Annotated in this window: 15 protein-coding genes; 12 read left to right on the top strand and 3 right to left on the bottom strand. The window is 61.0% G+C overall.

The window, feature by feature from the left end:
• Window positions 1–48: 48 nt before the first annotated feature.
• The 4 genes from BB029_RS27540 to BB029_RS27525 all read left to right on the top strand — a co-directional run bounded on the left by BB029_RS27540 (window position 49) and on the right by BB029_RS27525 (window position 4,331).
• The gene (locus BB029_RS27540; protein WP_065941611.1) at window positions 49–942 is read left to right on the top strand and encodes an NAD(P)/FAD-dependent oxidoreductase; all 894 of its coding nucleotides are present in this window, start codon (window positions 49–51) and stop codon (window positions 940–942) included.
• 104 nt (window positions 943–1,046) lie between these two features.
• On the top strand, window positions 1,047–1,910 hold the full coding sequence (locus tag BB029_RS27535) for a class I SAM-dependent methyltransferase (protein WP_065941610.1): 864 nt from the start codon (window positions 1,047–1,049) through the stop codon (window positions 1,908–1,910).
• A gap of 141 nt (window positions 1,911–2,051) precedes the next feature.
• On the top strand, window positions 2,052–2,672 hold the full coding sequence (locus BB029_RS27530; RefSeq protein WP_065941772.1) for a TetR/AcrR family transcriptional regulator: 621 nt from the start codon (window positions 2,052–2,054) through the stop codon (window positions 2,670–2,672).
• Between the two features lie 387 nt (window positions 2,673–3,059).
• Window positions 3,060–4,331 (top strand): OmpP1/FadL family transporter, encoded by a 1,272-nt coding sequence (locus BB029_RS27525; protein ID WP_065941771.1) that lies wholly within the window; start codon window positions 3,060–3,062, stop codon window positions 4,329–4,331.
• A 71-nt stretch (window positions 4,332–4,402) separates the two neighbouring features.
• On the opposite strand, the gene BB029_RS27520 is transcribed toward BB029_RS27525, so the two are convergent.
• Window positions 4,403–5,188 carry an SDR family oxidoreductase gene (locus BB029_RS27520; protein ID WP_065941609.1) on the bottom strand — a complete coding sequence of 262 codons (786 nt, stop codon included), beginning with the start codon at window positions 5,186–5,188 and terminating at the stop codon, window positions 4,403–4,405.
• Between the two features lie 39 nt (window positions 5,189–5,227).
• Entirely contained in the window at window positions 5,228–6,685 is a 1,458-nt protein-coding gene (locus BB029_RS27515) for an efflux transporter outer membrane subunit (RefSeq protein WP_065941608.1), read from the bottom strand.
• A 300-nt stretch (window positions 6,686–6,985) separates the two neighbouring features.
• Between BB029_RS27515 and BB029_RS27510 the strand changes: the two genes are divergently transcribed.
• The 5 genes from BB029_RS27510 (at window position 6,986) to BB029_RS27490 (ending at window position 13,961) form a co-directional block, all read left to right on the top strand.
• Window positions 6,986–8,095, top strand: coding sequence for an efflux RND transporter periplasmic adaptor subunit (locus BB029_RS27510; protein ID WP_065941607.1), 1,110 nt, complete (start codon window positions 6,986–6,988; stop codon window positions 8,093–8,095).
• Window positions 8,092–11,181 carry an efflux RND transporter permease subunit gene (locus tag BB029_RS27505; protein ID WP_065941606.1) on the top strand — a complete coding sequence of 1,030 codons (3,090 nt, stop codon included), beginning with the start codon at window positions 8,092–8,094 and terminating at the stop codon, window positions 11,179–11,181. Before BB029_RS27510 ends, BB029_RS27505 begins: the two co-directional genes overlap by 4 nt.
• Window positions 11,182–11,362: 181 nt before the next feature.
• A complete protein-coding gene (gene gcvA / locus BB029_RS27500) occupies window positions 11,363–12,268 on the top strand; it encodes a transcriptional regulator GcvA (RefSeq protein WP_065941770.1) in 906 nt (301 codons plus the stop codon).
• Window positions 12,269–12,342: 74 nt separating this feature from the next.
• On the top strand, window positions 12,343–13,170 hold the full coding sequence (locus BB029_RS27495) for a DMT family transporter (RefSeq protein ID WP_065941605.1): 828 nt from the start codon (window positions 12,343–12,345) through the stop codon (window positions 13,168–13,170).
• Between the two features lie 29 nt (window positions 13,171–13,199).
• Window positions 13,200–13,961: an SDR family oxidoreductase gene (locus tag BB029_RS27490; protein ID WP_065941604.1), complete on the top strand. Its 762-nt coding sequence runs from the start codon at window positions 13,200–13,202 to the stop codon at window positions 13,959–13,961.
• An 18-nt stretch (window positions 13,962–13,979) separates the two neighbouring features.
• On the opposite strand, the gene BB029_RS27485 is transcribed toward BB029_RS27490, so the two are convergent.
• On the bottom strand, window positions 13,980–14,948 hold the full coding sequence (locus tag BB029_RS27485) for an AraC family transcriptional regulator (RefSeq protein ID WP_065941603.1): 969 nt from the start codon (window positions 14,946–14,948) through the stop codon (window positions 13,980–13,982).
• A 102-nt stretch (window positions 14,949–15,050) separates the two neighbouring features.
• Between BB029_RS27485 and BB029_RS27480 the strand changes: the two genes are divergently transcribed.
• Genes BB029_RS27480 through BB029_RS27470 form a run of 3 tightly spaced genes read left to right on the top strand, consistent with a single transcriptional unit; the run spans window position 15,051 to window position 19,349 of the window.
• Window positions 15,051–16,301 (top strand): MFS transporter, encoded by a 1,251-nt coding sequence (locus BB029_RS27480; RefSeq protein ID WP_065941602.1) that lies wholly within the window; start codon window positions 15,051–15,053, stop codon window positions 16,299–16,301.
• 49 nt (window positions 16,302–16,350) lie between these two features.
• Window positions 16,351–17,700 (top strand): MFS transporter, encoded by a 1,350-nt coding sequence (locus BB029_RS27475; RefSeq protein ID WP_065941601.1) that lies wholly within the window; start codon window positions 16,351–16,353, stop codon window positions 17,698–17,700.
• Window positions 17,697–19,349 carry a N,N-dimethylformamidase beta subunit family domain-containing protein gene (locus BB029_RS27470; protein WP_083236499.1) on the top strand — a complete coding sequence of 551 codons (1,653 nt, stop codon included), beginning with the start codon at window positions 17,697–17,699 and terminating at the stop codon, window positions 19,347–19,349. Before BB029_RS27475 ends, BB029_RS27470 begins: the two co-directional genes overlap by 4 nt.
• Window positions 19,350–19,611 lie beyond the last annotated feature (262 nt).

Here is a 19,611-nt window from a genome sequence, read left to right as displayed (position 1 = left end):
AAAAATGCAAGCCGATCTCCCTTCATCCACAACGCGGAGCCCATCACCATGAATGACGTCATCATCATCGGCGGCAGCTTTGCCGGTCTTGCTGCTGCCCTGCAGCTCGGTCGTGCCCGGCGCCAGGTCACCGTTCTCGATACCGGCCTCCCACGCAACCGCTTCGCCGGCCACTCCCATGGCCTGCTCGGCCACGATCACAAGCCACCGCTGGAGATCCTGGCCGAGGCGCGGCGGCAGCTGGCGCGCTATCCCACGGTCAGGTTGGTCACTGCCCGTGCCGAGAGCATCTCCGGCGCCATCGACGATTTCTGCGTCCTCACTGGCGATGGCGAAAGCCTCAGGGCGCGCCGCCTGATCCTGAGCTATGGCGTCGTTGACCAGATGCCTGATGTTCCGGGCTATGCCGAAAACTGGGGCACCTCCATCGTGCCTTGCCCCTATTGCGACGGCTTTGAAGTCGCCGGCCAGCATTGGGGCCTCGTCTGGTCCGGCCCGCAATCGATGAATCAGGTCAGGCTGTTCCACGATTGGACCGACACGTTGACGGTCTTCGCCAATGGGCATGACCTTCCACCCGACATCCAGGCCGACCTGGCGCGACGTGGCATCTCTGTCGTCAATGGCCGGATCACCGAAATCGACCATGACGAGAACCATAACGCCAACGTCAGGCTCAACGCCGGCCCTCCTGTCGCGGTCGACATTCTGTTCGCGCATCCGCGCAACAAGCCGTCTGCACGCCTGCATGAGTCGCTGGGCCTCGCCACTGTGGATACGCCCCAGGGCGTCGCCCTGAAGGTCGACGAGCGCCGCGAAACCAGCGTGCCCGGCATCTACGCCGCGGGCGACCTGGCAAACCCCCTTATGGCCTCGGTCACCCTGGCAATATCGCACGGCGCGACGGCGGGTATCTCCGCCCAACAGTCGATGCTGGTTTGAGGGCAATTCGGTTGTCGCGGGCTTCTGGAACACCGGTCTCAGAAGGTCGCCGTTCCCGGCTTTTGCACGGCCTGGTTAAAAACGAATCAAAACGAGGAGATGTCATGACAGAGCAAAATGCCTATCAGGTTGCCGACTGGAATGGCCAAAGCGGAGAGTACTGGGCCGCTAACCAGGCCCGGCTCGACGCCATGTTTGCGGTATTCGGCCAGGCCGCGATCGACGCCGCCGCGCCCGCCACAGGCGAACGCGTGCTTGACGTCGGTTGCGGCGCGGGCGCGTCGAGCCTGGCTCTGGCCGCCCGCGTCGGCGCGGGCGGCCATGTGCTGGGCGTGGACATATCCGAACCACTGATCGGCCGCGCGCGTGCGCTGGCGCCACCGGATACGCCGGCCCGGTTCCGGGTAGCCGATGCCAGCAGCGCCGAGTTGCCCGAGGGCGCGTTTGACCTCCTGTTCTCGCGTTTCGGGGTGATGTTCTTCGACGATCCGATAGGGGCGTTCGCCCATATGCGACGCGCGCTCCGGCCGGGCGGGCGGGTCGCTTTCGTCTGCTGGCGCGGTGTGGCCGAGAATGATTGGGTGCGCCTGCCGATGGGCGCGCTCAAGGGCATCCTCCCGCTGACCGCACGGCCCGATCCCGAAGCGCCCGGCCCATTCTCGTTTGGCGACCGGGAGCGCGTGGCACGCATCCTGACAGCGGCCGGCTTCACCGATATCACCAGCACGCCCTTCGATGCTTCCATCCCGTTCGGCGAGGGCGTGACGCGGGACGCGGCGATCGATGACGCGGTGAAGATGGCATTCGAGGGTGGCCCGCTGGCGCTTGTGCTCGCTGATCAGCCCGACGCCATCCGAGCCCGCGCCTGGGCCGCGGTTCGCGCCGCCTTCGAGGGCCTCCCCGGCGAGCGGTCGGTGATGATCGACGGCGCGACGTGGATCGTCATGGCACGCAATCCGGCAAGCTGACAGGGAGTGATAGGGGAGGTGCTTGGCCTTCCGCGTAGAGACAATTGACCTGAAACCAACCCTGATCATTGCGAGCTTGTGACAAAAGTATAATTTGGTCACTCGTTGTCAAGCGCTTTTCGGATGCGTAAGCTAGCTCGCATGAACAAGACATCCATAGCTTCCCCCAGCATCCGTGGCCCAGCCGATCATGAGATCCGGAATCAGATCGTCGCGGCGGCCAATCAGCACTTCAGTCAATACGGCTATAGCAAAACTACGGTTTCCGACCTGGCGAAAGCGATCGGGTTTTCCAAGGCGTACATCTACAAGTTTTTTGATTCCAAGCAGGCGATTGGTGAGGCTATCTGTGGCAATTGCCTGGCGGAAATCATCGCGGCCGTAGAACAGGCCATTAATGCAGAGGACATCTCGCCGACCGAACGTTTTCGACGTTTGGTGAAAACGTTGATCGCTACCGGGGTGAATTTGTTCTTCAGTGATCGAAAGCTCTATGACATCGCCGCATTTGCAGCGTCTGAGAACTGGCCCTGCGCTCAGCAATATGACGCCTTGGTCAGGGACTTCGTGTTGCAGATTGTGCGTGAAGGCCGAGAGATCGGCGAATTTGAACGCAAAACACCCTTGGACGAAACAGTCGATTCGATCCACCTTGCGCTGCGCCCTTTCGTCAATCCGTTGCTTTTGCAATACAACCTTGACTTCGTCGAGCTGGCTCCGGTCCTCACCTCAAATCTCATTCTGCGTAGCTTGATGCCGTGAGCCTGCGCTAATCATCTCTATCACTTTGCTCTGATATCAACGCTGAGATGATGGTGAACACCGATCCAGGTGGACACCCTTTTCCGGGGCGCGGTATTAACTCGAATCCGGGGCCTGATCCCCACATTCACAGCCATGTATCAAACCTCACCAGGTAACTGAGTGGATTATCCGCGCAGCATTTGCCGCCTAGCCACGCATGTTCATTTGTCGAATTGGTGACTATTGACATAAATAGTCATATGAATAAATATGCTGTACCTATCCTGGAGGAATCGCCGCGGCGCGCACGATCTTCGTAACGCTGCGCAGCGGCCCCTCCCGGTAGCCCGCGCTCGGCGTGACGCTCTCTACCGCTTTATCCCGATGATCTATCGAGTCCTAATAATGAAAAAAATACTGCGCAGGACCCCGCTTGGCCTTGCTGTTGCCCTCTCGTCGACACAACTGTTCGCGAGCGGTTTCGCTCTCAATGAACAAAGCATCAGTGGGATGGGCTCCGGATTTGCCGGCCGTTCTTCATCTGCAGAAGATGCGAGTACCGTCTTCGGTAATCCGGCCGGTATGTCTCGCTTGAAAAAAGAGCAGGCCAGCGTCGGGGCGGCAACGCTTTTCGCAAAGGCCCATATAAGCCAGACGCGCAGCACATTCGGGGGGCAGGAGGACGGGGACATGGTGCCGACCACCACAGTGCCCATGGGTTACTACGTCAAACCCATCGATGAGCACTGGGCGTTCGGTGTGGGTTTCTATGTGCCGTTTGGGCTAATGACCGATTATGGCAGTGGGTTCGCCGGCCGCTACTACGCCAACAAAAGTGAGGTCACGACCCTTACGTTTCAGCCCACCATCAGCTATGCGTTCAACGACAAGGTCTCGATCGGTTTCGGACCGACCATCAACCGTATCAGTGGTGAGCTTTCCGGGATGGTGCTCAATCCACTCAGCCCCGGCCGCAATGACGGAAAACTCAAAAGCACCGGTGATGACACGGCGCTTGGGTTTAACGCGGGTATTCTAGTGCAAGCGACAGATCGAACTCGGTTGGGTCTGACCTATCACTCCAAGGTCAGCTACCGGCTGGATGCCAAGACCAAGCTCACCGACGGCATCTTCAGTGTGCTGGGTGTAAGCGGTACGAGCTATGACGCGTCCTTGGATGTGGACACCCCGGAATCAGTCGATTTTTCCGTGACTCATCAACTCAACAGTGACTGGACGCTCTACCTGGGCAGTACGTGGACGCGCTGGAGTCGCTTCAAGGAATTGGTGTTCGAAAACAGTGGTTTGCCTGCGGCGTTGAGCGGAACGCTGAGTCGTATTACCGAGGAGCAGAACTGGCACGACACGTGGGCGCACGCTATCGGCACGGCGTATAAGCTGAACAATCAGTGGGTTCTTCGTGCCGGCTTCTCGGTTGATCAGTCCCCCGCCAACAACGTCAACCGTGGGCCGCGAATCCCTACCGGTGACCGGAAAGTCATCAGTGTCGGGGCAGGGTGGACGCCGGCAGAGAATGTCACGATCGATGTGGCGTATTCCTACCTATGGGAGGAAAGCGTGCAGGTCAATGACGTATCCGCCTCAAGAGGCGCCTACAGCTCGAAGTATAAAAATAGCGCGAGCGGTTTGGGCACTTCTGTCAGCTATCGATTCTGACTCACTGCGTGGCCTGAGAGCGGATACCTAGTGGATCAGGTATCCGTCGTCGGAGGCATTGCCTGGCCCGCTCAAACACCCATTACGCGCGACATCAGGCCCTGGTGAAGTCGACGGGGTGTGGCCCAGGTCAAGACCGCAATTGCTTTGTTGCCAAAGCCCGGCACGACGCTCATGCGGCCTGCGTGCAACGCTTGTATCCCCGCTCGCACTACAGGCTCGGGTTGCATCATGACCCTCTTCAAGACCGGTGTTATCTTTTGTTTGGCACTTGCTGCAAACCCGGTATCCGACATGCCTGGACAAAGCGCTGTGACCACCACACCGTCTTGTTTGAGCTCACGATGCAGGGCGTCGGAGAATCTGAGTACGTAAGCCTTGGCGGCAGAGTAAACCGCAAAGCTCTTCACGCCCTGGTAGGACAGCAGGCTGGCCGTCATCAAGATATGCCCCCTGCGCCTGGCCCGCATATCCTCTGCAAACAGACGAGTGATGGCGGTCAGGCTGGCGACGTCCAGGTCGATCATCGCCAGGGAGCTTTCCAGGGGCTCATCCAGGAATGCTCCCTGCAAGCCGTAACCCGCATTGTTGATCAGGACATCGACCACCGTATTGCTGTCATGCAGGCGCCGATGCAGATCGATAATCACATTTATCGATGAAAGATCCGCTTGCTGCACCATCACGTCGACGTCGAAACGACTACGCAATTCGTCCGCGAGTGCTTCAAGCTCGTTCAGCCTGCGGGCCACCAGAATCAGCGATTTCCCTTTTGCGGCGTACTGTCGGGCAAATTCCTTGCCGAATCCGCTGGAGGCTCCAGTAATGAGCACCCATGAATTTTCTTTCACTGCCATCTTGCATACCCCTTGTTTGAATCTCGAAAACCATCGGTGTCATCGGCTCGTCAGTCGGCTATCCGAGGGCTGCCAGCCGCCACCCAGCGCCTTGAACGCGGCGACTGCCGCGCGTGCCGATTCGGTTTGTGCCTGCGCCCGAGCGTCGGAAGCCTGAAGCAGGGTCTCGTCAGCGTGCAGGACGTCAATCAAGCTGGCCGTGCCTTTCTCATAAGCAGTGAACGACGATTGGCGCGCTTGCGTCAGAGACGTCTCGCCTCCAATGAGGGTGGACGCTTGGGCGTCCCGATTCACCAGTGAGGAGAGCGCGTTCTCGACATCCTCGGTGGCGCGCAACACAGACTGACGGTAAGCGGCCAGGGATTCGGCTTCCTGTCCCTTGGCTTGGTCGATTTGGGCGTTGATGCGGCCAAAGTCGAAGAGTCTCCAGCGCAGCCCCAGTACGCCTGACGATTGACTGGCGCCGCCGGAAAAAAGATTGCCTGCCGATACAGCCGTCGCACTCCCCAGTAATGCGCTCAGAGAGAACTTAGGGTAGTACTCGGCAATCGCCTCCCCGATGCGTGCGTTTGAGGCGGCAAGGCGGCGCTCGGCGACAATGAGGTCAGGTCTGCGGCGCAGTAAGTCGGCTGGCGTTCCCATGGCCTTTAACTGCGGCGCTGCCGGAATGCTTGCGACCATGGCAAGTTGCGTGCGATGAGTACCGGGTGGCGTGCCGAGCATGACATCGAGTGAATTCATGGCCGCATCCAGACCGGTCTGCAGGACCGGTACGGTGGCTTGGACCTGTGCTAAAGCCCCCTCGGTCTGACGAACCTCATAGCTGGCGGCAAGTCCCTTGCTGTAGAGCAATTGGACTTTCTCCAGCAGCCCCTGCTGGGTTTTGACTTGTCGATTCGCGATGTCCAGCCGAGCCTGCAGTCCGCGGACAGTGATGTAGATATCCGCAGTCTGTGCGGCAATGGCCAGTCGTGTGGCCGCGGCGCCTGCCTCGGAAGCTTGGTACTCGGCAAGTGCCGCCTCGCGTCCGCGTCGCAGGCCGCCAAAGACATCCACTTCCCAGCTGGCATTGAGGTCGGCCTCGTAGGAACTGCCATAGCGATCATAGCCGGGGGTTGAGTTCAGTACCTGGCCGAGTGGCGTCTCGACTGATTGGTAGGCGCGGGCGGCCTGGCCGCTGATGTTTCCCGAGGGCCATAAAGCGGCATTGGCGGCGCCTAGTCCTGCCCGCGCCTGCGCGACTCGCGCCTGGGCCTGCGCAAGATCGAGGTTCTGTTCAAGTGCCTTGGCGACGAAGTCGGCGAGCAGTGGATCACCGAAGCCTTCCCACCAGATGACGAGGCTGGCAGGCGTCGCTCCTGGTCTCTGCTCGACAGAAGACTGACCCAGGTAACGATCCGGGAGCGGGGCGTCCGGACGGCGATAGTCCGGACCGACCGCACAACCTGTCATCAAGCTGGCGCTGATCAAAAAAGCAGCAGGGCGGAAGGAGCGCATTGGGATTCCTTGAATCGAACATTATTTGTGACCATATTACTTTATGGTCACTCTCTGTCAATTGAGGCCTCTAGGCTAAATTCAGATATGACTGAAAAATATCGTTCATCTCCGTCATGTGCTGCTTTGGAGTATGCGGTCCTGCATCAACCCAGTCTTGTTGCAACGAGGTTATGAGCGGTCACGTAGCGGGGTAGTGCATCTTTCTGTGTCGTTTGAAATCTCGTTTGTGACCGTTGACAATAATGGTCACCGGTCTGAATATATGATCCCTGTTCTTTCTATTCAATAAGGGAACCTATGCTCCGGCTCCGACCCATCCCCATTGCAGCCTGCTTGTTGCCTCTCGTCCTGACGGCGTGTGGTGACTCATCCAACATTGACGATCCGCGCATGCAGGCTCCTCTGGTAAGGCCCGGAACGGTTGAGGGCTCATCGGAGACGTCACGTTCATTCACGGGAGTAGTGGCGGCCCGCGTGCAGGGCGATCTTGGCTTTCGGGTCTCCGGCAAGATCCTCGAGCGGCTGGTCGATACCGGCCAGAGCGTTAAACGCGGTCAGCCGCTTATGCGCCTTGACCCTATCGACCTGGGGTTGCAGGCGCGAGCACAGCAAGAGTCGGTCACCGCCGCCAGGGCCCGCGCCAGGCAGACAACCGATGACGAGGCGCGATATCGCGACCTCGTCGCCGCAGGGGCTGTTTCTGCATCGGCCTACGACCAGGTCAAGGCCGCAGCGGATAGCGCAAAGGCGCAGCTCAGCGCCGCACAAGCCCAGGCCGATGTCGCCCGCAATGCTTCCGGTTACGCGGTGTTATTTGCGGATTCCGACGGTGTCGTGGTGGAAACACTCGCAGAGCCCGGGCAAGTCGTCAGCCCGGGGCAGCCCGTGGTTCGACTGGCCCGTGCAGGCCAGCGCGAAGCCATCGTGCATCTGCCCGAGACATTGCGTCCTGCAGCCGGATCCAGCGCGCAAGCGACGCTTTACGGCAGTACCGCAGGGGCTGTTACAGCGAAGCTCAGGCTGCTTTCTGACTCTGCCGACCCAGTGACGCGCACGTTTGAGGCGCGATATGTGCTTGAGGGCGCGCTGGCCAATGCCCCGATAGGTTCGACGGTCACGCTGGGGATCGCAGAAGGCGCCGCGCACGGGCAGGTGCTGCAAGTCCCCATCGCGGCCCTTTATGACCCGGGCAATGGCACCGGTGTGTGGGTGATCGCAGGCTCGCCGGCAAAGGTGAGCTGGCGTCCTGTTCAGGTGCTGGGATTGAGCGACGATGCCGCACGCGTGGCAGGCGATCTCAAGGTCGGTGAGCAGATCGTCGCGTTAGGCGCCCATCTGCTGCGCGATGGAGAGGACGTGAGAGTGCCCCAGCAGGATGACGCCCATGTTGCCGGGAGTCATCCATGAGCGAAGGCCGCTTTAATATTTCTGCGATCGCCGTTCGTGAGCGATCCATTACGGTATTCCTGATCTTTCTGATCGCGGTTGCGGGCACCCTGGCGTTCTTCCAACTGGGGCGTGCGGAGGATCCACCGTTTACGGTCAAGCAGTTGACGGTCATTACTGCCTGGCCGGGGGCTACTGCGCAGGAAATGCAGGACCAGGTCGCAGAGCCACTTGAAAAACGCCTGCAGGAATTGAAATGGTACGACCGCTCGGAAACCTATACGCGGCCCGGTCTTGCTTTCACCATGGTGTCGTTGTTGGACCGCACGCCACCCTCACAGGTGCAGGAAGAGTTTTATCAGGCACGCAAAAAGCTCGACGACGAAGCCACCAAGCTACCGGCGGGGGTAATCGGGCCCTTGGTCAACGACGAGTATTCGGACGTGACGTTTGCGCTGTTCGCCCTCAAAGCCAAAGGCGAGCCGCAGCGGCTGCTGGTGCGTGATGCTGAGTCGTTGCGCCAGCAACTGTTGCATGTGCCGGGCGTGAAAAAGGTCAACATCATCGGTGAGCAAGCCGAGCGAATATTTGTTTCGTTCTCCCATGATCGGTTGGCCACCCTGGGCATTGCGCCTCAGGACATCTTTGCCGCGCTGAATAACCAAAACGTGCTCACGCCCGCCGGTTCGATTGAAACAAATGGGCCGCAAGTCTTCCTCCGCCTGGACGGCGCCTTCGATAAGCTGGAGAAGATTCGTGACACGCCGATTGTGGTTCAGGGGCGCACGCTCAAGCTCTCCGACGTGGCCACTGTCGAACGTGGCTATGAAGATCCGGCAACCTTTCTGGTGCGCAGTAACGGAGAAGAGGCCCTGCTGCTGGGGGTCATCATGCGCGAAGGCTGGAACGGCCTGGACCTGGGCAAGGCGCTGGACGCCGAGACGACCAGGATCAATGAAGGCATGCCACTGGGCATGACGCTGACCAAGGTGACCGATCAAGCCGTCAACATCGACTCGGCCGTTGGCGAGTTCATGGTCAAGTTTTTTGTCGCGCTGCTCGTGGTGATGCTTGTTTGCTTCCTCAGCATGGGCTGGCGTGTGGGCGTCGTGGTCGCAGCTGCCGTGCCATTGACACTGGCGATCGTGTTTGTGGTGATGGCGGCCACCGGAAAGAACTTTGACCGTATTACCCTCGGTTCATTGATCCTGGCGCTCGGGTTGCTGGTAGATGACGCCATCATTGCTATCGAAATGATGGTCGTGAAAATGGAGGAGGGCTACGACCGGATCAAAGCCTCTGCGTATGCCTGGAGTCATACGGCCGCGCCGATGCTTTCTGGCACACTGGTAACGGCGGTTGGCTTCATGCCCAACGGTTTCGCCCAGTCCACTGCCGGCGAGTACACCAGCAACATGTTCTGGATCGTGGGCATTGCTCTGATCGCTTCCTGGGTTGTCGCAGTGGCTTTCACCCCTTACCTGGGCGTGAAGTTGCTGCCAGACATCAAGCAGGTAGAGGGTGGGCATGCGGCTATCTACGATACCCCGCGCTACAACCGCTTCCGCCGGGTCCTGACCCGGGTCATCGAACTCAAGTGGCTGGTGGCTGGTACGGTTATCACGCTGTTTGTCGTGGCCGTCCTGGGCATGGGCCTGGTGAAGAAGCAGTTCTTCCCGACGTCAGACCGTCCCGAGGTGATGGTCGAGGTGCAGATGCCCTACGGAACCTCCATCGAGCAGACCAGTGCCACTGCGAAAAAGGTCGAGGCCTGGCTGCAAAAGCAGGACGAGGCAAAAATCGTCACGGCCTATATCGGGCAGGGCGCGCCGCGTTTCTTCCTGGCGATGGCGCCAGAACTGCCGGATCCGTCATTCGCCAAGATCGTGGTGCTGACGTCCAGCCAGGAGGCACGGGAAACCCTCAAGCTGCGTTTTCGCGAGGCGGTCGCTGCCGGGCTCGCCCCAGAGGCCCGTGTCAGGGCGACTCAAATTGTGTTTGGTCCGTATTCACCCTATCCCGTCGCCTACAGGGTAATGGGGCCTGACCCGACGAAGCTGCGTGAGATTGCGGGCCGTGTACACGCGGTCATGCAAGCGAGTCCGCTGATGAGGACGGTCAACAGCGACTGGGGCCCGCTGGCGCCGACCCTGCATTTCAGCCTGGATCAGGATCGCTTGCAGGCGGTTGGACTGACCTCCAGCGCCGTCGCCCAGCAGTTGCAATTCCTGCTGGCGGGCGTGCCGATCACGTCGGTTCGTGAAGACATTCGTTCAGTGCAGGTGGTTGGGCGCGCCGCAGGCGATATACGTCTGGACCCTGCGCGGATTGAAGGGTTTACATTGGTGGGCGCCGCGGGCCAGCGGATCCCGCTGTCCCAGGTCGGAGAGGTGGATGTGCGTATGGAGGATCCGATCCTCAGGCGCCGTGACCGTACACCGACGATCACCGTGCGTGGCGATATTGACGAAGGCCTTCAACCACCGGATGTATCGGGTGTGATCATCAAGCAACTGCAGCCGATTATCGCCACGCTCCCCGCCGGCTATAGGATCGAGCAAGCGGGTGCAATCGAGGAGTCGGGCAAGGCAGGCCAGGCGATAGTGCCGTTGGTTCCGATCATGATTGCGCTGACGCTGCTGATCATCATCGTCCAGGTGCGTTCGATCTCGGCAATGATCATGGTGTTTTTCACCGCACCGCTGGGACTTATTGGCGTGGTGCCGACGCTGCTGATATTTCATCAACCGTTTGGTATCAACGCCCTGGTTGGGCTGATCGCGCTGTCGGGCATCCTGATGCGCAACACGCTGATTCTGATCGGGCAGATCCATCACAACGCCCAGGAAGGCCTGGATCCCTTTCAAGCAGTCATCGAAGCCACGGTACAGAGGGCCCGCCCGGTACTGCTGACGGCGATGGCGGCCATCCTGGCATTCATCCCGCTGACCCATTCTGTTTTTTGGGGCACGCTGGCCTACACACTGATCGGCGGTACTTTGGTCGGCACCATCATGACGTTGGTGTTCCTGCCGGCGATGTACGCCATCTGGTTCAAAATCCGCCCTGGCAACGCGAGCAAGGCTCAAGCAGTGCAACCTGCCTGAGCAAAGGGTGTTCGAGGGGAGGGCGCTGGCGTCCTCTCGTCGGTCAATTCGCCAAAGCTGCTGCTTCTGTAGGCGCGGATTGAACAAGGACGAGGATTCAAATGGGTACAGTGAAGTTAGCTGCTGCATGAGCTAACGTTCATGCATGCGCTTTTCCTATAACTCGCTGGATCCTGCCCCGATGAGAGACCTGCCGCCTACCGCGACCTTGCGCGCCTTTGAAGTTGCCACCCGCCACCCGACGTTTACTGCAGCCGCACAGGAACTGCATGTGACTCAAAGCGCGGTCAGCCACCAGCTCAAACACCTTGAGGCGCTTTGGGGGCTGCCGCTGTTTGAACGTGGCAAGGCGTTACGCCTCACGGCAGCGGGGGCTGCGCTGGCGCCCATCGTGCGGGAGTTTTTCATCAGCCTGGAGGCGACTTTGGGTGATCTGCGCGAGCAAAAGGGCCGGGTTCGGCTCAGCGTCAGCACCACCTATTCCTTCGCGCTCAAATGGCTGCTGCCACGCTTGCCGCGCCTGTCTCGCCAGCATCCCGAGCTGCTGGTCTCGCTGGACACCACGGATAAAATCATCCACTTCTCTCACGGTCAGGCTGATGTTGCGATCAGGCTCGGCAAGGGCAATTACCCAGGCCTGCATTCGGAGTTCCTGTTTGGGGAGCAGGTATTTCCCGTGGCCAGTCCCGAACTGCTGCGGCGCGTTGGCACGCCGCAAAGCCCGGCAGACTTGTTGCATTTCCCGCTCCTGACTCGGGATGGCGCCGAGTTGGTGCCAAAGTGGGAGGTGTGGTTTCAATCCGTCGGGTTGGCCTATTTGCCGCTCCAGGAAAGCGTCAGATTTGGCGATACCAACATGACGGTCGAGGCGGCTTTGCTCGGCCAGGGCGTTGCATTGGTGCGCAGCGGGCATGTCGAGAACGAAATCAGCGACGGCCGTTTGGTGCGGCTGTTTGATGTGCCGCTTCCATCGCCGCTTGCTTACTACTTCGTCTGCCCCAAGGGCATCGAATCCCAGCCGCACATCGCCAGCTTTCGCCAATGGCTGGTCAGCGAGGCACTGAAAGTCCAACGACCGGATGAGTGAATCATGAGTCTCCGCTCATGCTGCGCTGAGGAGACTTCGCTTTAGCCCCGGCGCCGGATTGCCTACAGTGGGGCATGCCTACTCATCTCATCCTCCTCGTGCTTTTCGCCGCGCTGCTGCATGCCAGCTGGAATGCGCTGCTGCGCAGCGGCGCCGACCGGCTGTGGTCCATGACGGTGATGTGCATTGCCATCGCCATCGCCAGTGTCGTCGCCGCAGCGTTCATGGTTCCCCCTGCAACTGAAAGCTGGGGCTACGCGGTGCTGTCGGGGTTGCTGCATGTGGGCTACAACCTGTTTCTGGTGCGCAGTTACCGCGTCGGCGACCTGGGGCAGATCTATCCGATTTCACGTGGATCGTCGCCGGTGCTGATCACCTTGGGTGCCGCCGTGTTTGCCGGGGAAAGCATCACGCCTGGCGAGTTGCTCGGTATTGCGCTGGTGTCCGGCGGGATTATTTCGCTGGCCTTCAGAGGGCGCAGTCTGTCGGTTCCCAGCCTGCCCTATGCGCTGGGAACGGGCGGCTTTATCGCGGCCTACAGCGTGGTCGACGGCATCGGCGCCAGGCTCTCCGGTGCGCCACTTGCCTACACGGTGTGGATGTGCGCGCTGTGGGGCGTGCTGATGCCGGTGGTCTACATCGGCCTGCGCGACACCCGCAGCTTGTTCCGCGTCCGGCCTGGAACAGTGACCGCGTTGGTCGGCGGGCTGGTCTCTTTACTCGCCTATGGAATGATCATTTACGCCATGAACGAAGCGCCACTGGGCGCGGTATCCGCATTGCGCGAAACCAGCGTGCTGTTTGCGGCGTTGATCGGCTATGTGTTTCTCGGTGAGACGCTCACCCCCCGCCGGATACTGGCGTGCGTAGTGATCGCCAGCGGCACCCTCATCATCGGCTGATACAGCCAACGGCTCAGGAGCAATGTTTAATGGTCAATGTCTCGCAGGCACCGCTGATTCTAATCACGGGTGGAAGTCGTGGAGTGGGGGCGGCAACCGCCCGGCTGGCCGCCGAAAGAGGTTATGACGTCGCGATCAGCTACGTTGCCAACCAGTCCGCAGCGCTGGCGGTGGTGGCGGATGTAGAAGCATTGGGGCGCCGGGCGTTGGCGATGCGAGCCGACAGTGCGGACCCACAACAGGTGGCCGATATGTTCGCGGCCATCGACCGCACGTTCGGTCGCATCGACGTACTGGTCAATAATGCCGGGGTGCTCGCACCTCAGTCACGCCTGGAGGCCCTCGGCTTCGAGCGGATGCAGCGCATCTTTGCGGTCAATGCCATCGGGCCGATACTCTGTGCCCAGCAGGCGGTGAAGCGCATGTCTTACCGCTACAACGGCCCGGGCGGGGTGGTGATCAATGTCTCATCGGCCTCGGCACGCCTTGGTAGCCCCAATGAGTACGTCGACTATGCGGCGTCAAAGGGCGCGCTGGAGACTTTCACCATTGGCTTTGCCAAGGAGGTGGCTCGGGAAGGGATACGGGTCAACTGTATTCGCCCCGGACATATCTATACCGACATGCACGCCAGCGGCGGTGAGCCGGGGCGGGTGGATCGTGTCAAGGACTCGATCCCCATGGGGCGGGGCGGTCAGCCGGAGGAAGTGGCGCGCGCGATTCTATGGCTGGCGAGCGCGGAGGCATCCTTCGTTACCGGTACATTCCTCGACGTAACGGGGGGTAAATGAGTCAAAGGCTCATCGGCTTCAAGTAACAGCGTGCGGCCTCACCTTGCGACTCAAACCCGGTGTCTTGCCCGTAATGCGCTTGAATGCGCGGCTGAAAGCGGCCTGGGAGGTATAGCCCAAGCGCTGCGCCACCTCTTCAATCGGCAGCCTTTCGAGCGTCAGCCACTGGCTTGCCAGCCGCATTCGCAGTTCGGTGACGTAGCGCAGCGGGGTCATGCCAATCGTCACTTGAAAGCGGTCTGCGAAGGCCGAGCGCGAGGTGTTGCAGTGCTCGGCCAGCTGCGCAACAGTCCAGTCGCGGCCCGGTTGTTGATGGAGCGCCAGCAGGGCACCGGCCAAGCGTGGATCGCGCAAGGCGGCGACCAGGCCAGAGGCATTCCCGCAGGCGCACTCCACCCAGCCGCGAACGACCATGGCGGCCACCACGTCGGCCAACCGCGCGAGGATACCGGCAAAGCCGATACGCGCGGCGCTGACCTCGCGCTCCATGGTGGTCAGGATCGGCACCAGTCCGGGGTAACGCTGGCCGCCGGCATCAATCAGCATCAGTCCCGGCATCAGCCGGCCAAGGCCATGGATACTGCCCAGTTCAAACTCCATGCAACCACTGAACAAAATAGTGCTCGGCGTGGGGCTGGCATCGGTTCCGGTATTAACCGCGCTGACGGTGTCACCTAAGGGCGCGCCGTCCAGGCGGTCGATGTCTTGAACAGGCGCGTCCGGATCGGAAAACAGTTGGTGGGCCGCACCGTGGGAAATGAACACGGCGTTGCCGGCAGACAGCGCGTAGGTGCTGCCGTCCTCCATTCGCAGCACGGCATTGCCGACGGCCATGAAGTGGAACCAGGCGTGCCCAGGTTTTTCCGCGAAGCCCAAACCAAAGGTTGGACCTGCCTGGATACGCCGGTATTCGACGCCACGCAGGCGCATGCCGCGCAACAGCTCGTTGATGAGGTCCGAGGAAAGAGCAAACTGATCTGTTGGCATTATTCAGGTGTTTTAGTCAAAAAGGAGAGATTTTCGATCATAGATCATCCAGCTTCCCGCGCCTAGACTTCGGCTCGCCATGAAGATTGGGAGATCCGTGCAATGACTGACTGTGTATGTAACACCGTATCCGACCGCCATTGCGGCGTCGGTGCGGACGTAGAGCCTGCGACGCCCGCGTGGATGGCCGTCTTCTCGCTGGCAATGGGTGTGTTCGGATTACTGACCGCTGAGTACCTTCCGGCCAGTTTGTTGACGCTGATGTCTGCCGACCTGGGGGTGTCCGAAGCGCTGGCTGGCCAGGCGGTAACGGTGACCGCCGTGGTGGCGCTGTTCGCCGGCTTGCTGGTGCCCGGCCTGACCCGCGGCATCGACCGACGTTGGGTGCTGCTGGGTTTTTCCACGTTGATGGTCGCCTCCAATCTGTTGGTCGCCGTTTCCTCCAGCTTCGCGGTGCTGTTGGTGATGCGCATCTTGCTGGGCATTGCCCTTGGCGGGTTCTGGAGTATGGCGGCGGCGGTGGCGATGCGCTTGGTGCCGAGTGCGTTGTTGCCCCGGGCGCTGTCGATCATTTTCAGTGGCATTGCCGTCGGGACGGTCGTTGCAGTACCGCTGGGCAGCTATCTGGGCGGGCTGTACGGCTGGCGCAGCGCGTTTTTTGCCGCAGCGGCGGTAGGCATGGTGACCCTGGCTTTCCAGTCGTTCACGCTGCCGCGCCTGGCTCCGCGCCGGCCGGCACGTCTGCGCACTGTGCTCGAGGTATTGCAGCGCCCGGGCATCGCCATGGGGATGTTCGGTTGTGTGCTGGTGCACAGCGGCCACTTTGCGATGTTCACTTATGTTCGGCCATTCCTTGAAGGGACGACTGGCATCGGCCCGCAGGGGCTGTCGTTGATGTTGTTGGGTTTTGGCGTGGCGAACTTCGCCGGCACGCTGTTGGCCGGCAGGCTACTGGAGCGTCACCCGCTGGCCACGCTGGTGTTGATGCCGGCGCTGGTCGGCGTTGCAGCCCTGGCGCTGGTGCTGTTGCCGGCCTCGGTGCCGGGGCAGGCGCTACTGCTGGCGGTCTGGGGCTTGGCCTTTGGCGGTGTGCCGGTGGCGTGGTCGAACTGGGTCGCCAGCGCGGTACCTGACCAGGCGGAAAGTGCCGGAGGGATGGTAGTGGCCTCTGTGCAGTCGGCCATCGCCACGGGCGCCGCTGCTGGCGGTGCAGTGTTCAGCTTCGGTGGCAGCGCAGGCGTATTCGTAGCGGCGGCCATGCTGATGCTGCTGGCCGCGTTGCTGATTGCGCTGCGTGTCCGCGTGCCATCCGCCCAGGGCGTACGCCAGCCCAAGCCCGCGTTGCACCTTTGATCCGGTTTGCCAAACCGTTTCGATCCCGTTCGTCACCAGGAGATACTCCATGAACAATACGACGTCTCACCAAGGACGCCTCAAATCGTTGCGCGCGGCAGGTATCGGCAATGCGCTCGAATGGTTCGACTGGACCCTGTACGCCACCTTTTCGGTGTACCTGGCAAGCAACCTGTTCGACAAGACCGATGCGCGCTCGGCGATGCTCGCGACCCTTGCGGTGTTTGCGGTTGGCTTTGTCGCACGCCCTGTCGGCGGCTGGTTGTTTGGCCGGCTGAGCGACCGACTGGGGCGCCGGACCATCATGGTGCTCACCATGCTGCTGCTTGCGATCAGCAGCCTGGGCATCGCGCTTATCCCTGACTACCAGAGCATTGGCCTGTATGCGTCGGGCGCGCTGCTGTTTTTCCGGCTGATGCAGGGGCTCGCCCATGGTGGCGAGACAGGGGTGTCCTACACCTATGTCGCCGAGATCGCCCCAAGCAAGCACCGTGGCCTATGGTCAAGTTCCGTGTATGTGGGGGTGACGCTGGGCGTGATGGCGGCAACGGCCGTGGCGGCAGTTCTGACTTGGCTGCTGGGGGCGCAGGCCATGGGTGACTACGGCTGGAGGATTGGCTTCGCCATCGGTGGAGTACTCGGTATTTATGCGCTGTTTTTGCGCCGTGGCGCCCAGGAGTCTCATGTATTTGTAGAGCAGCAGGGTCTGGCGCGGCCGCCGCGCAAGCTGTCCAAGGGCGAAATGCTACGCGTGGCGCGCAACATCGTCATGCTTGCAGCGGCCGCCAATGTCACTTACTACGCGTGGGTCACGTTCGGCGCTTCGACGGCGATTGCCCAGGGCATGGACGCCACGGGTGCCTATGTGGCCAGCCTTCTCGCGCAGCTCCTCTGTGTGTGCTGGTTGCCGGTCTGCGGGATGGTATCCGATCGGGTAGGGCGCCGGCCCATGGTCATCACCTGGGGCCTGGGCGTGATCGTGCTGACCTATCCCCTTTCGATAATGGTGACCACTGAGCCCTGGACGCTGTTCCTGGCCCAGGTGCTGGGGCTGGGCGCCTGGTCGCTGATCGCGGCGATTTTCCCCGCTGTGCTGTCCGAGCAGGTGCCCACCCAGGCACGGGCCCAGGGCGTCGGTTTGGTCTCGTCGGTTTCGGTGGCGATCTTTGGCGGCACCGCCCCTTATCTACACAACTATCTCAGCGGCGCCGACCTTGGCTATCTGTACGTCAGCTATGTCATCGGGTTGGGCGTCGTTACCGTCCTGGCAGGGTTTCTTATCGACGAAACAGCGGGCATCGACCTTGCGCACATCAAGGCGCCTGGCGCTCGAGTCAGCGTAAACACATTGGCTGGTCGATCCGCAGAATCAGCCGATCAAAGGAGTACGACTCAATGAATTCCACAGACCTCAAAAACACCGCTGCGCGAGGTGAGCGCCCGGGCGCCAACGTGACCGTCAGCCAGACTTCGGGCCCACGTCAGGCCGCACGCGAGACCTGGGTCGAAGTTCCTTGCGAGTCGGGCCCGGCGGCCGCCTGGTGCTACTCGGACCGTCGCTCCTATAGCCCGGGTGATTCGGTTTGCCTGTATCTGTCGTCGAACCGCCCGCACGTGCGGCTGCGGATCTATCGTGATGGCGCCATCGCCCGCACGCTGCATACCACCGACAGCCTTGACGCTCGATTCCACCCCATACCCGAACGTGCCTACGAGCATGGCTGCCAATGGCCTGTCTTCATGCAATGGCCAATTCCGGCGGATGCCGAGCAGGGTGGCTACATAGTGGAAGTGCGGGACGGCGACGACAGCGTCCTCGGGCATCATCTGTTTATCGTCAAGGCGCTGTGCAAGCGTGCCGATGCCTTGGTGCTCGTCGCGTCCACCTCGACGTGGGCCGCTTATAACGACTGGGGCGGTGCCAATCATTACTTTGGCGTTCATCCCGGCACGCCACGTGGCCGCTCACCGTTGCTGTCGGCACAGCGCCCCTGGGCGCGAGGGCAGGTGTGGCTGCCGGCCGATGCGCCACGTTGCGTCAACGCGACCCGGCCCCGCAAGCCAGGGCCGGCGCGCTATGAGTTCATCGAATGGGCCTCCCTTAACGGCTACGCCAAGTACTACGCGCTGGCGGGGTGGGCTTCCTTCGAGAGACCTTTTGTGGTCTGGGCCGAGCAGCAAGGTTATACGGTGCATATCCTGACCCAGGACGATTTGCATCACGACCCCCACGCGCTTGAGGGCTACGCCTGCGCCGTCTTCATCGGGCACGACGAGTACTGGACGCGGGAAATGCGTGACCATGTCGACGCCTTTGTCGAGGAGGGCGGCAAGGTCGCGCGCTTCGCCGGCAATTTCATGTGGCAGATTCGCCTGGAGGATGAAGGCCGGCGGCAGGTGGCCTACAAGTACGATGCCGGTGCGCTCGATCCTGTGGCCGCTACCGAGCCTCATCGGCTAACGGGGGCCTGGGAAGATCCGAGGGTGAATCACCCCGGGGCAACGACGTTCGGGGTGAATGCTCTGCGAGGGATTTACGCCAGCTTTGGAGGCATGGCGCCGCGCAGCCCGCGCGGCTACACAGTCTTCAGGCCCAAGCACTGGGCGTTCCAGGGGACGGGCCTCGGCTACGCGGATATGTTCGCGGACGAAGCCAACCTCTTCGGCTATGAGGTGGATGGCCTGGAATACACCTTCGTCGACGGCCTCCCGGAACCGCTCTACACAGACGGGGCGCCCTGCGGATTGCAAATCCTCGCCATGGGCTGGGCGGCCAATGCCGAGCATGGCCGGTCCGAGGATGCCTATTCATTCATGCTCGGCGATGGCGATGCGCGGTTTCGTGCTTCCGTACTGGCGCCGGACCTCAGCGACGCCAGCATCGATATGCATAGCCGCGGGGCCGGCATGGTGGTGCACTTCCACAAAGGTCGAGGCGAGGTGTTTACCGCCGCCACGTGCGAATGGGTGCATGGGCTCATGCAGGCAGACATCTACACCGTGATGATCACCAACAATGTGCTCGAGCGTTTCCTGCGCAATACGTAACTATTGAGAGCTAGGTCCGCGCGTGCTTAACCACCGTGGGCACTGTTGACTTGCCGATGTTTGGAACGACCGTCAATGCCTGTCAGTCTATCTAGACCTACTCATTTTGACTCACCAGGTTGTTGCCGGCGGCTGCAGCTCACTCAGCGGTGTATTTACTGAGACCTTACATTTATCGTCCCCCACCGCCAGGCCGCCGGCATCGTTGGCTTCAGCTGCTACGAACATGGGTGAGAAACTCGAGAGTTTTCAATTTCGTCTC

It is taken from the genome of Pseudomonas sp. S3E12 (assembly GCF_001702295.1).
GTDB lineage: Bacteria > Pseudomonadota > Gammaproteobacteria > Pseudomonadales > Pseudomonadaceae > Aquipseudomonas > Aquipseudomonas marginalis.
The sequence above is the reverse complement of the archived record's forward strand: the minus strand, read 5'-3'. Positions and strand labels throughout refer to the sequence as shown.

Bases quoted from the DNA above. Each gene is read 5' to 3' on its own strand.
- BB029_RS27540 (WP_065941611.1), top strand. From the start codon at position 49: ATGAATGACGTCATCATCATCGGCGGCAGCTTTGCCGGTCTTGCTGCT.
- BB029_RS27535 (WP_065941610.1), top strand. From the start codon at position 1,047: ATGACAGAGCAAAATGCCTATCAGGTTGCCGACTGGAATGGCCAAAGC.
- BB029_RS27530 (WP_065941772.1), top strand. From the start codon at position 2,052: ATGAACAAGACATCCATAGCTTCCCCCAGCATCCGTGGCCCAGCCGAT.
- BB029_RS27525 (WP_065941771.1), top strand. From the start codon at position 3,060: ATGAAAAAAATACTGCGCAGGACCCCGCTTGGCCTTGCTGTTGCCCTC.
- BB029_RS27520 (WP_065941609.1), bottom strand. From the start codon at position 5,188: ATGGCAGTGAAAGAAAATTCATGGGTGCTCATTACTGGAGCCTCCAGC.
- BB029_RS27515 (WP_065941608.1), bottom strand. From the start codon at position 6,685: ATGCGCTCCTTCCGCCCTGCTGCTTTTTTGATCAGCGCCAGCTTGATG.
- BB029_RS27510 (WP_065941607.1), top strand. From the start codon at position 6,986: ATGCTCCGGCTCCGACCCATCCCCATTGCAGCCTGCTTGTTGCCTCTC.
- BB029_RS27505 (WP_065941606.1), top strand. From the start codon at position 8,092: ATGAGCGAAGGCCGCTTTAATATTTCTGCGATCGCCGTTCGTGAGCGA.
- gcvA (WP_065941770.1), top strand. From the start codon at position 11,363: ATGAGAGACCTGCCGCCTACCGCGACCTTGCGCGCCTTTGAAGTTGCC.
- BB029_RS27495 (WP_065941605.1), top strand. From the start codon at position 12,343: ATGCCTACTCATCTCATCCTCCTCGTGCTTTTCGCCGCGCTGCTGCAT.
- BB029_RS27490 (WP_065941604.1), top strand. From the start codon at position 13,200: ATGGTCAATGTCTCGCAGGCACCGCTGATTCTAATCACGGGTGGAAGT.
- BB029_RS27485 (WP_065941603.1), bottom strand. From the start codon at position 14,948: ATGCCAACAGATCAGTTTGCTCTTTCCTCGGACCTCATCAACGAGCTG.
- BB029_RS27480 (WP_065941602.1), top strand. From the start codon at position 15,051: ATGACTGACTGTGTATGTAACACCGTATCCGACCGCCATTGCGGCGTC.
- BB029_RS27475 (WP_065941601.1), top strand. From the start codon at position 16,351: ATGAACAATACGACGTCTCACCAAGGACGCCTCAAATCGTTGCGCGCG.
- BB029_RS27470 (WP_083236499.1), top strand. From the start codon at position 17,697: ATGAATTCCACAGACCTCAAAAACACCGCTGCGCGAGGTGAGCGCCCG.